The sequence below is a fragment of the Kluyvera chengduensis genome, assembly GCF_044197065.1.
Classification (GTDB): Bacteria; Pseudomonadota; Gammaproteobacteria; order Enterobacterales; family Enterobacteriaceae; genus Kluyvera; species Kluyvera ascorbata_C.
The window spans coordinates 262070-273493 of sequence record NZ_JBIQOI010000001.1; the positions used below are offsets into that span (position 1 = coordinate 262070).

9 protein-coding genes are annotated in these 11424 nt (G+C 53.3%); 7 read left to right on the forward strand and 2 right to left on the reverse strand.

Annotation, left to right across the window (positions count from 1 at the left end; all coding sequences use genetic code 11):
- The first annotated feature begins 66 nt into the window (after positions 1 to 66).
- Positions 67 to 1899 (forward strand): SLC13 family permease, encoded by a 1833-nt coding sequence (locus ACH1XZ_RS01240; protein WP_395594008.1) that lies wholly within the window; start codon positions 67 to 69, stop codon positions 1897 to 1899.
- Positions 1900 to 2024: 125 nt separating this feature from the next.
- Here the strand turns inward: ACH1XZ_RS01240 and yfbR are convergent, their stop codons facing one another.
- Positions 2025 to 2624, reverse strand: a complete 600-nt coding sequence (gene yfbR, locus ACH1XZ_RS01245) for a 5'-deoxynucleotidase (protein ID WP_035892488.1) — start codon at positions 2622 to 2624, stop codon at positions 2025 to 2027.
- An 84-nt stretch (positions 2625 to 2708) separates the two neighbouring features.
- Complete coding sequence (alaA, locus tag ACH1XZ_RS01250) at positions 2709 to 3926, reverse strand: alanine transaminase AlaA (RefSeq protein WP_395594009.1); 1218 nt, start codon at positions 3924 to 3926, stop codon at positions 2709 to 2711.
- A 908-nt stretch (positions 3927 to 4834) separates the two neighbouring features.
- On the opposite strand from alaA, the gene lrhA reads away from it, so the two are divergent.
- From lrhA to nuoF, 6 genes are all read left to right on the forward strand, one after another.
- Positions 4835 to 5776: a transcriptional regulator LrhA gene (lrhA, locus tag ACH1XZ_RS01255; RefSeq protein ID WP_395594010.1), complete on the forward strand. Its 942-nt coding sequence runs from the start codon at positions 4835 to 4837 to the stop codon at positions 5774 to 5776.
- A gap of 626 nt (positions 5777 to 6402) precedes the next feature.
- Entirely contained in the window at positions 6403 to 6849 is a 447-nt protein-coding gene (gene nuoA / locus ACH1XZ_RS01260; RefSeq protein ID WP_123650146.1) for an NADH-quinone oxidoreductase subunit NuoA, read from the forward strand.
- Positions 6850 to 6864: 15 nt separating this feature from the next.
- A complete protein-coding gene (gene nuoB / locus ACH1XZ_RS01265) occupies positions 6865 to 7539 on the forward strand; it encodes an NADH-quinone oxidoreductase subunit NuoB (RefSeq protein WP_002913178.1) in 675 nt (224 codons plus the stop codon).
- A gap of 94 nt (positions 7540 to 7633) precedes the next feature.
- Positions 7634 to 9439: an NADH-quinone oxidoreductase subunit C/D gene (gene nuoC, locus ACH1XZ_RS01270; protein WP_115073849.1), complete on the forward strand. Its 1806-nt coding sequence runs from the start codon at positions 7634 to 7636 to the stop codon at positions 9437 to 9439.
- 2 nt (positions 9440 to 9441) lie between these two features.
- The gene (gene nuoE, locus ACH1XZ_RS01275) at positions 9442 to 9942 is read left to right on the forward strand and encodes an NADH-quinone oxidoreductase subunit NuoE (RefSeq protein ID WP_035892483.1); all 501 of its coding nucleotides are present in this window, start codon (positions 9442 to 9444) and stop codon (positions 9940 to 9942) included.
- On the forward strand, positions 9942 to 11279 hold the full coding sequence (nuoF, locus tag ACH1XZ_RS01280; protein WP_115073851.1) for an NADH-quinone oxidoreductase subunit NuoF: 1338 nt from the start codon (positions 9942 to 9944) through the stop codon (positions 11277 to 11279). Before nuoE ends, nuoF begins: the two co-directional genes overlap by 1 nt.
- Positions 11280 to 11424: the final 145 nt, after the last annotated feature.

Consider the following 11424-nt stretch of genomic DNA (forward strand, 5'->3'; position numbering starts at 1 on the left):
TCTGTCACTATGGTCAACGCCTTATAGTTGAAAACCTTACCGATTATCTGATGACAAGGAAATGTTGTGAACGGTGAACTGATTTGGGTGCTCTGTCTGTTAGCCATTGCGGTTGTGCTGTTTGCCACCGGCAAAGTACGCATGGATGCGATAGCTTTGGGCATTATTGTCGCTTTTGTTCTTAGTGGTACGCTCACGCTTAGTGAAGCCTTTTCTGGCTTCAGCGATCCAAACGTCATTCTGATTGCCGCGCTGTTTATCATCGGCGATGGGCTGGTGCGAACCGGCGTGGCAACCAACATGGGCTCCTGGCTGGTACAGGCGGCGGGCAGCAGTGAAACCAAAATGCTGGTCTTCCTGATGCTGACCGTGGCCGGGCTTGGCGCATTTATGAGCTCAACGGGTGTGGTGGCGATTTTTATCCCGGTGGTGCTTAGCGTCTCGGCGCGCATGAATATTTCGCCTTCACGTCTGATGATGCCGCTCAGCTTTGCTGGGCTGATTAGCGGCATGATGACGCTTGTGGCTACGCCGCCGAACCTGGTTATCAACAGTGAGCTTATCCGCGAAGGGCTGGAAGGGTTTAGCTTCTTCAGCGTAACGCCAATAGGTCTGGTGGTATTGGTGCTCGGTGTTCTCTATATGCTGGTGATGCGCTTTATGCTTAAAGGCGATGAAGGCAACCTGACACGCGATGGCCGTAAGCGCAGCACTTTCCGCGATTTAATCCGTGATTATCATCTTACCGGCCGCGCGCGCCGCCTCGCTATTCGCCCCGGCTCCCCGATGATTGGCCAGCGCCTGGACGACATGAAGCTGCGTGAACGTTACGGCGCTAACATTATCGGCGTGGAGCGCTGGCGTCGTTTTCGGCGGGTGATTGTGAACGTGAACGGGGTCTCTGAATTTCGCGCTCGCGATGTGCTGCTGATTGATATGTCCGCCGCGGAAATTGACCTGCGCCAGTTCTGCAGCGAGCAGTTGCTGGAACCCATGGTGCTGCGCGGTGAATATTTCTCTGACCAGGCGCTGGATGTCGGCATGGCGGAAGTGTCGCTCATCCCGGAATCGGAGCTGCTGGGGAAAACCGTACGTGAAATGGGCTTTCGTACCCGCTACGGCCTGAACGTGGTCGGCATGAAACGCGACGGCGAGGCGCTGGACGGATCGGTGGTCGATGAGCCACTGCAGCTTGGCGATATCGTGCTGGTGGTGGGTAACTGGAAATTGATTAGCCAACTGGGGCAAAACGGCCGCGACTTCGTGGTGCTGAATCTTCCTGTTGAGGTGAGCGATGCTTCCCCGGCACACAGTCAGGCGCCGCACGCGATCTTCTGCCTGGTGCTGATGGTCGCGCTGATGCTGACTGATGAAATTCCCAACCCCATTGCGGCGATCATCGCCTGTCTGTTGATGGGGAAATTCCGCTGTATTGATGCCCAGAGCGCCTACAAATCGATTCATTGGCCGAGCATTATTTTGATTGTTGGCATGATGCCGTTCGCCCTCGCGTTGCAAAAAACCGGCGGTGTGGATTTGATCGTGAAAGGGCTGATGGATATTGGCGGCGGACAGGGGCCTTATCTGATGCTCGGCTGTCTGTTCGTGATGTGCGCCGCAATTGGCCTGTTTATCTCCAATACCGCCACGGCGGTGCTGATGGCGCCGATTGCGCTGGCCACAGCAAAAACCATGGGCGTGTCGCCTTATCCGTTTGCGATGGTGGTGGCGATGGCGGCATCCGCGGCGTTTATGACGCCGGTCTCCTCCCCGGTGAATACGCTGGTGCTGGGGCCGGGGAAATACAGCTTCAGCGATTTCGTGAAAATCGGCGTGCCGTTTACCGTGCTGGTGATGATGGTCTGCGTGGTGCTGATTCCGATTTTGTTCCCATTCTGAGGCTTATGGGCAGCACACGATGGCTACGCCTGATAAGCGTAGCGCCATCAGGCAGAATGGCGCACGGTGCCGGATGGCGACGTAAACGTCTTATCCGGCCTACAAACATAGTATCGCGGGAACGACTACAGCGGTGAATCCTGGCTTATTTCATCGAGCGAAAGATGGAAGCTCGGTACAAACACCGCCATAAAGTAGTCCATCTCCTCGCTACGGCGCGAGGCCAGCGTCTTCTCCAGACGGCCTTTCGCCAGCAGGAATTCGTTGTTTCCCGCCGACAGCTCCTCCAGACACTTCAGATAAGCGCACAGCGCGTCAGCCTGTTTCACAATCGCTTTTTCTTCATCGCTGCTCTGATGCTCGTCGATGAGCGGCGCAAAAATATCGTGCAGCTCTTCCGGCACCATATCGATAAGCTTCTGCTGGGCGATTTTCTCGATGGCTTTGTATTCCTGCGCAATCTGCGAATTGAAATACTTCACCGGGGTCGGCAGATCGCCGGTTAACACTTCAGAAGCGTCGTGATACATCGCCAGCAGCGCAATGCGTTCGGCGTTGACCTGTCCATTGAATTTACGATTTTTAATCGCCGCGAGAGCATGGGCGACCATGGCAACCTGCAGACTGTGTTCAGAGACGTTTTCGGTGCGCACATTGCGCATCAGCGGCCAGCGGTTGATTAACTTGAGGCGGGAGAGGTGGGCAAAAAAATGACTCTGATTCATAACAACCCTTACGCATTAACAACAGTAAAGGCATTGTGCGCAGAGATGACCGCCGGATGCAAATTCCGGCGGTCGTGAGCTGCATTAAAGCTGGTGGTAGCCTGACAGGAAACGACCGAAGCGGGTAATCGCCATTTCCAGATCGTCTTCGCGTGGCAGGGTCACGATACGCACGTGATCCGGCCACGGCCAGTTAAAGGCGGTACCCTGAACCAGCAGGACTTTTTCCTGTAGCAGGAAGTCCAGCACCATGCGTTGATCGTCATGAATGTTAAACCGCTTGGCATCGATTTTCGGGAACATATACAACGCACCCTTGGGCTTCACGCAGGAGATGCCTGGGATTTCATTGATAAGCTCCCACGCGCGGTTGCGCTGCTCGTACAGACGCCCGCCCGGCATAATGAACTCGCTAATGCTCTGATAGCCACCTAATGCGGTCTGAATGGCATGCTGTGCCGGGACGTTGGCACACAGACGCATGGACGCCAGCATTTCCAGCCCCTCAATATAGCCTTTAGCATGCTTTTTAGGCCCGTTCAGTACCATCCAGCCCTGACGGAAACCGGCGACACGATAGGTTTTAGACAGACCGTTAAAGGTAATGGTCAGCAGATCCGGCGCCAGTGCGGCGATCGAATGGTGCTGGGCTTCGTCATAGAGGATCTTGTCGTAGATTTCATCGGCGAAGATGATCAGGTTGTGCTCGCGGGCGATCTCAACAATCTCCAGCAGCAGCTCTTTGGAATACACTGCACCGGTCGGGTTGTTCGGGTTAATGATGACGATCCCGCGGGTGCGTGGGGTGATTTTTGCGCGAATATCGTCTAAGTCCGGGAACCAGTCGGCGGATTCATCGCACAGGTAATGCACCGCTTTGCCGCTGGAGAGGGACACGGCCGCGGTCCACAGTGGATAATCCGGCGCGGGAACCAGCATTTCATCACCGCTGTTCAGCAGCGCCTGCATCGCCTGGACGATAAGTTCGGACACGCCGTTGCCGATGTAAATGTCTTCTACCGTTACGTCGCGCATGCCGCGCGCCTGGTAGTGCTGCATGATGGCTTTACGGGCGGAGTACAGCCCTTTGGAGTCGCAGTAACCCTGTGCGGTAGGCAGGTTGCGGATCACGTCGACCAGAATCTCATCCGGCGCGTCAAACCCGAAAGGTGCTGGGTTACCGATGTTAAGTTTGAGAACTTTATTGCCTTCTTCTTCAAGGCGTTTTGCCTCTTTAAGAACCGGGCCACGAATGTCGTAACAAACGTTGTCTAACTTGCTGGATTTTTCAATCGGAGACATGAACCTTTAACCTTTTTAGCTGTTATTGCCACTCCCTGCCGTGGAAGTCAGCACGGAACAATGTACTCCGCATCCCCGGGGTTTTGAAGGGTTAACAGTAGAAGATTTCGTGCATCCTTTGTTGTCGGTACATTCTTTTACGCCACTCTTTGGTGTCTATCGTTGTGTGATCTTTTGTTAATTTATTGTTCAATAGATTAAATCACTGCCATTGAAACAATATGTAGCTTTTATCGCTGGCAAAAAGAAAATGGTTTAGCTTAGGTGCTAATATTGCTGGATATACTTTAAGCATTCTTCAACATTTTTAATTTTTAATTAAATAATGACGAATAAGGATTAGAGATGATACTCATTTTTGTGAAGTTGATGTTAAGGATGGCTTATGATCAATATTAATATTTTCTTATATTTTGAAAAGTAATGCCGATGATTTGTTAGTTTTCTTAAATTGTTTTGATTCTAAACCTTTTTCTTTATTGAGATAGATCTTATTTAGGCTTATAAAACTTATGGTTTTCGGTTAATATGGAAAAGAGCATCAGACTCCCATTAGCTGTTTTTGTTGATGATTATCAAGATTGATATCATAACTTGATGTTATTCATTGGATTTATTGGCTTCTTTTATAAATCCCGTTTTCTCTCTGAAGCATTATCGCACTGTCGCTACCTACAACTTCTTACGCGAGAGGGTTATCAGGGCGAAAAGGATTATTAGCCTCTGGGTCGAAGGATATATTGCAAAAGGAACTGTTGCTCACGGTAGTAACAGAAAATTTAATACTGACACTCGTCAGGCAGTCATTCGTCAATGATTGGTGAAAGATGATTTAAAAGGATTTGCCTGAACTTTTGAGTGCAGCATCAATAAGGCAGGTCGGTCCCCGAACCTGTAAGTGGATTAATATGATAAATGCCAATCGTCCGATACTGAACCTCGATCTCGATCTGCTGAGAACCTTTGTTGCTGTAGCCGACCTAAGCACTTTTGCGGCGGCGGCGGCGGCAGTTTGCCGTACCCAATCTGCCGTAAGCCAGCAAATGCAACGTCTGGAGCAACTGGTTGGGAAGGAACTGTTCGCCCGTCATGGGCGCAACAAACTGCTTACCGAACACGGCATCCAACTGTTGGGCTACGCGCGTAAAATCCTGCGTTTTAACGATGAAGCATGCACATCGTTAATGTTTAACTCCCTTCAGGGGCAGCTGACTTTAGGGTCGTCTGATGAATCAGCCGATACCATTTTGCCGTTCCTGTTAAACCGCATCAGTTCGGCCTATCCGAAGCTGGCGCTTGATGTACGCGTCAAACGCCACGGCGAGATGGCCGCTATGCTAAGCAATAAAGAGATCGATCTGGCGCTGACGACTCACCCATTGGAAGGCTTCGAGTCGACGGTTTTGCGCACCTCGCCTACGCTTTGGTACTGTGCGGCAGAATTTACGTTGCGCCAGGAAGAGCCGGTACCATTGGTACTGCTGGATGATCCTAGTCCGTTCCGCGATATGATTATTAATACCCTGGACGCCGCCGGCATTGCGTGGCGACTGGCGTATGTCGCTTCAACGCTTTCAGCCGTACGCGCGGCGGTCAAAGCGGGGTTAGGCGTCACCGGCCGGCCTGCTGAAATGATGAGCCCGGATCTGCGTGCGCTCGGCAAAGGTGAGGGCATGCCCGATCTGCCGGAAACCGAATATATGTTGAGCTACAACGTAGCCAGTGAAAACGAGCTGGCACAGATGATTTTTCAGTCCCAGGAGCCGCGCTACGAACCCTGGCCGAACGGTGGGAGTTATACCCCTGAAGGGGGAGATAATTCCCTCATACATGAAAGGGATTTTGATTAACAATCTGCTTGAAATGTAGTAACAAAATGTAAATGTAAAAAAGAATCGTAGACGATGAAAAGCGTGTTTGCGGTTCTTTTTTCGTACTTCTGCGTAGATAGTTTAAAAATAAATCTAATAATGTGAGAGTAATCATGTAATTAGAAATATTTTTACCCTCGGTTGTCCTATCATCATACCTAAAGTCATATCTCCTGCTAATGTTAAAAAAACGGATAGATTGTTGCCGTTTTTCGGGTCGAATTAACAAAAGCGTGTCTTAGATCAAGAAAATACTCCTCATTGGGGGGAGGAATCATTAGTAAATCCTGTCAAAATAGAAGGGTAATTCTTGTTATTGCTACAAAACGGACACGATTCAACAACAGGTAAACCGCAGGGTCTATTGAGCTGAATCAAATCAAAGGGCACGTAATGTTAATGAAATGCTTTTGATGTAAATTAATGTGAGGAAACTTTTGTTAAAGTTGACAAAAGGTTATAGAAAGGAGTAAAAAACCTCAACATTTTGCGGTCTATGTTTCGAATTGGGCTGTTTGTAGGTTTTTTAATCCTCCCCATGAATCGATGTAGCGTCCATCTGCCGGTAAGAGCAGAGGTGGTAATGCTACCTATTTGGTAAAGCTTTGTGTATGTCAACATCCACTGAAATCATCGCCCATCACTGGGCATTCGCTATCTTTCTGATCATTGCCATTGGCCTGTGCTGCCTGATGTTAATCGGCGGTTGGTACTTGGGTGGTCGCGCACGCGCAAGAAGCAAAAACACGCCGTTTGAATCGGGTATCGACTCCGTTGGCTCCGCACGTTTGCGTCTGTCGGCGAAGTTCTATCTGGTCGCCATGTTCTTCGTCATCTTCGACGTGGAAGCGCTTTACCTCTACGCCTGGTCAACGTCCATTCGCGAAAGCGGTTGGGTTGGCTTTATCGAGGCCGCCATTTTCATATTTGTGCTGCTGGCCGGTCTGGTTTACCTCGTTCGCATTGGCGCGCTTGATTGGACGCCTGCGCGTTCTCGCCGCACGCTGGCTAACCCAGAAACCGACAGCGTCACTAACCGTAATACGCAGTAAAAGCGAGGCAATAAGATGGATTATACGCTCACCCGCATAGATCCTAACGGTGAGAACGACCGTTACCCCCTGCAAAAACAGGAGATTGTTACCGATCCCCTTGAGCAAGAGGTGAACAAAAGCGTGTACATGGGGAAACTCGAACACGCGCTTCACGACATGGTCAACTGGGGCCGTAAGAACTCAATCTGGCCTTACAACTTCGGCCTTTCTTGCTGCTACGTTGAAATGGTGACGTCATTCACTGCGGTGCATGACGTTGCGCGTTTTGGTGCGGAAGTACTGCGTGCGTCCCCACGTCAGGCTGACCTGATGGTGGTTGCCGGTACCTGCTTCACCAAGATGGCTCCGGTTATTCAGCGCCTGTACGACCAGATGCTGGAACCGAAATGGGTTATCTCAATGGGCGCCTGCGCCAACTCCGGCGGTATGTACGACATCTACTCCGTCGTGCAGGGCGTGGATAAATTCATTCCTGTCGACGTGTACATTCCTGGCTGTCCTCCGCGCCCGGAAGCCTACATGCAGGCGCTGATGCTGCTGCAGGAGTCCATTGGTAAAGAACGTCGCCCACTGTCGTGGGTCGTTGGCGATCAGGGCGTTTACCGCGCCAACATGCAGTCGGAACGCGAGCGTAAACGCGGCGAACGTATTGCGGTGACGAATCTGCGGACACCGGACGAGATTTAATTTGCGCCTGCGGGCTGTGGCATCTTTTTGACTTCGCAAATCAATATACAACAGCGCGAAGGCCACTCCCGGCAGTCACCACGGACCTTTTGCAATGGTGAACAATATGACCGATTTAACCGCGCAAGACGCAGCCGCATGGCAAACCCGCGATCACCTTGATGATCCGGTCATCGGCGAGTTGCGCAACCGTTTTGGGCCGGATGCTTTTACCGTTCAGGCCACTCGCACCGGGATACCCGTTGTTTGGGTTAAGCGCGAACAGCTGCTCGAAATTGTCGACTTCCTGAAGAGGTTGCCAAAACCTTACGTCATGCTTTTCGATCTCCACGGCATGGACGAACGTCTGCGTACGCACCGCGAAGGTTTACCTGCCGCGGACTTTTCCGTTTTCTACCACCTGATCTCAATAGACCGCAATCGCGATATCATGCTCAAGGTGGCATTGTCTGAAAACGACCTCAACGTCGCGACGATCACCAAACTTTTCCCGAACGCCAACTGGTATGAGCGTGAAACCTGGGAAATGTTCGGCATTACCTTTAACGGCCACCCGAACCTGCGTCGCATCATGATGCCGCCGACCTGGGAAGGCCACCCGCTGCGTAAAGACTACCCGGCGCGCGCCACTGAATTCGATCCGTTTGAGCTGACCAAAGCCAAGCAGGATCTTGAAATGGAAGCGCTGACCTTCAAACCGGAAGAGTGGGGCATGAAGCGCGGGACCGAAAACGAGGACTTCATGTTCCTCAACCTCGGCCCGAACCACCCGTCTGCGCACGGTGCATTCCGTATTATTCTGCAGCTTGATGGCGAAGAGATTGTCGACTGCGTACCGGACATCGGCTACCACCACCGTGGTGCGGAGAAGATGGGCGAGCGTCAATCCTGGCACAGCTACATTCCGTACACCGACCGTATCGAGTACCTCGGCGGCTGCGTGAACGAAATGCCGTACGTGCTGGCGGTCGAGAAGCTGGCGGGTATTACCACGCCGGACCGCGTAAACGTGATTCGCGTGATGCTCTCCGAACTGTTCCGCATCAACAGCCACCTGCTGTACATCTCGACGTTTATTCAGGACGTCGGCGCGATGACCCCGGTGTTCTTCGCCTTTACCGACCGTCAGAAAATCTATGACCTGGTCGAAGCGATTACCGGTTTCCGTATGCACCCGGCCTGGTTCCGCATCGGCGGCGTGGCGCACGACCTGCCTCGCGGCTGGGATCGTCTGCTGCGTGAATTCCTCGAGTGGATGCCGAAGCGTCTGGACTCCTACGAGAAAGCCGCGCTGCGTAACACCATTCTGAAAGGCCGCTCCGTCGGCGTTGCTGCTTATACCGCCAAAGAAGCGCTGGAGTGGGGTACCACCGGTGCTGGCCTGCGCGCCACCGGTATCGGCTTCGACGTGCGTAAATGGCGTCCATACTCTGGCTACGAAAACTTCGACTTCGAAATCCCGACCGGCGGTGGCGTTTCTGACTGCTACACCCGCGTGATGCTGAAAGTGGAAGAGCTGCGCCAGAGCCTGCGTATTCTTCAGCAGTGCCTCGACAACATGCCGGAAGGCCCGTTCAAAGCGGATCACCCGCTGACCACGCCGCCGCCGAAAGAGCGCACGCTGCAGCACATTGAAACCCTGATCACCCACTTCCTGCAGGTTTCCTGGGGCCCGGTTATGCCGGCACAGGAATCCTTCCAGATGGTGGAAGCGACCAAGGGTATTAACAGTTACTACCTGACCAGCGACGGCAGCACCATGAGCTACCGCACCCGTATCCGTACGCCGAGCTATGCGCACCTGCAGCAGATTCCGTCGGCGATCCGTGGCAGCCTGGTATCAGACCTTATCGTCTATCTGGGTAGTATTGATTTTGTTATGTCAGACGTGGACCGCTAATTATGCACGAGAATCAACAACCACAAACCGAGGCTTTTGAGCTGAGTGCGGCAGAGCGTGAAGCTATTGAGCACGAGAAGCACCACTACGAAGACCCGCGTGCGGCGTCCATCGAAGCGCTGAAGATCGTTCAGAAACAGCGTGGCTGGGTACCGGACGGGGCGATTTATGCGATTGCCGAGGTTCTGGATATTCCAGCAAGCGACGTAGAAGGTGTCGCAACGTTCTACAGCCAGATTTTCCGCCAGCCGGTTGGCCGTCACGTGATTCGCTACTGCGATAGCGTGGTGTGTCACATCACCGGTTATCAGGGCATTCAAGCCGCGATTGAGAAGAAGCTCGACATCAAACCGGGTCAAACCACCTTTGATGGCCGCTTCACCCTGCTGCCGACCTGCTGCCTGGGCAACTGCGACAAGGGGCCGACCATGATGATTGATGAGGACACTCACAGCCATCTGACGCCGGAAGCCATTCCTGATCTGCTGGAGCAGTATAAATAATGAAAAATATTATTCTGACTCCCGAAACCCATCCGCTGACCTGGCGTCTTCGCGACGACAAGCAGCCGGTGTGGTTGGAAGAGTATCAGGCGAAAAATGGCTATGCCGGTGCGCGTAAAGCGCTCTCCGGGATGGCCCCGGACGAGATCGTCAACCAGGTAAAAGACGCTGGCCTGAAAGGGCGCGGCGGCGCGGGCTTTTCCACCGGTCTGAAGTGGAGCCTGATGCCGAAAGACGAATCCATGAACATCCGTTACCTGCTGTGTAACGCCGATGAAATGGAGCCGGGCACCTATAAAGACCGCCTGTTGATGGAACAGCTGCCGCACCTGCTGGTGGAAGGTATGCTGATCTCCGCGTTCGCCCTGAAGGCGTACCGCGGTTACATCTTCCTGCGTGGTGAATACATTGAAGCCGCACAGCACCTGCGTCGTGCCATTGCGGAAGCGACCGAAGCGGGCCTGCTTGGGAAAAACATTCTCGGCACCGGTTTTGACTTCGAGCTGTTCGTGCACACCGGGGCAGGGCGCTACATCTGCGGTGAAGAAACCGCGCTGATTAACTCCCTTGAAGGCCGTCGTGCTAACCCACGTTCCAAGCCGCCGTTCCCGGCGAGCTCTGGCGTATGGGGCAAGCCGACCTGCGTCAACAACGTCGAAACCCTCTGCAACGTTCCGGCGATTCTGGCCAACGGCGTGGAGTGGTATCAGAACATCTCCACCAGTAAAGATGCCGGCACTAAGCTGATGGGCTTCTCCGGGCGCGTGAAAAACCCGGGCGTCTGGGAGCTGCCGTTTGGCACTACCGCGCGTGAAATCCTTGAAGACTACGCTGGCGGCATGCGTGATGGCCTGAAGTTTAAGGCCTGGCAGCCGGGCGGCGCAGGGACTGACTTCCTGACCGAATCGCACCTTGACCTGCCGATGGAGTTTGAAAGCATCGGTAAAGCGGGCAGCCGTCTGGGTACGGCGCTGGCAATGGCCGTCGACCACGAGATTGGCATGGTGCCGCTGGTGCGTAACCTGGAAGAGTTCTTCGCCCGCGAGTCCTGCGGTTGGTGTACGCCATGCCGCGACGGCTTGCCGTGGAGCGTCAAAATTCTGCGCGCCCTTGAGCGCGGTGAAGGCCAGCCTGGCGACATCGAGACACTTGAGCAACTGTGTCGATTCTTAGGCCCGGGTAAAACCTTCTGCGCGCATGCGCCTGGTGCGGTTGAGCCGCTGCAGAGCGCCATTAAATATTTCCGCGAAGAATTCGAAGCAGGCATCAAGCAGCAGTTCAGCAACACCCATGCAATTAACGGGATTCAGCCGAACCTGCTAAAGACGCGCTGGTGATTTTTGCCCCTCACCCTAACCCTCTCCCCAAAGGGGAGAGGGAACCGTCCGGGTTTCTCCCTCGCCCCTTTGGGGAGAGGGCCGGGGTGAGGGGAACGAATTTTGATTAACGCTCGGTCTCGGCTGAGCCAACTGGAAGCACGCT

What these genes read in the sequence shown, in the direction of transcription:
- alaA (WP_395594009.1), bottom strand. Translation starts at nt 3,926, where the DNA reads ATGTCTCCGATTGAAAAATCCAGCAAGTTAGACAACGTTTGTTACGAC.
- nuoF (WP_115073851.1), top strand. Translation starts at nt 9,942, where the DNA reads ATGAAAAATATTATTCTGACTCCCGAAACCCATCCGCTGACCTGGCGT.
- nuoE (WP_035892483.1), top strand. Translation starts at nt 9,442, where the DNA reads ATGCACGAGAATCAACAACCACAAACCGAGGCTTTTGAGCTGAGTGCG.
- nuoC (WP_115073849.1), top strand. Translation starts at nt 7,634, where the DNA reads ATGGTGAACAATATGACCGATTTAACCGCGCAAGACGCAGCCGCATGG.
- lrhA (WP_395594010.1), top strand. Translation starts at nt 4,835, where the DNA reads ATGATAAATGCCAATCGTCCGATACTGAACCTCGATCTCGATCTGCTG.
- nuoB (WP_002913178.1), top strand. Translation starts at nt 6,865, where the DNA reads ATGGATTATACGCTCACCCGCATAGATCCTAACGGTGAGAACGACCGT.
- yfbR (WP_035892488.1), bottom strand. Translation starts at nt 2,624, where the DNA reads ATGAATCAGAGTCATTTTTTTGCCCACCTCTCCCGCCTCAAGTTAATC.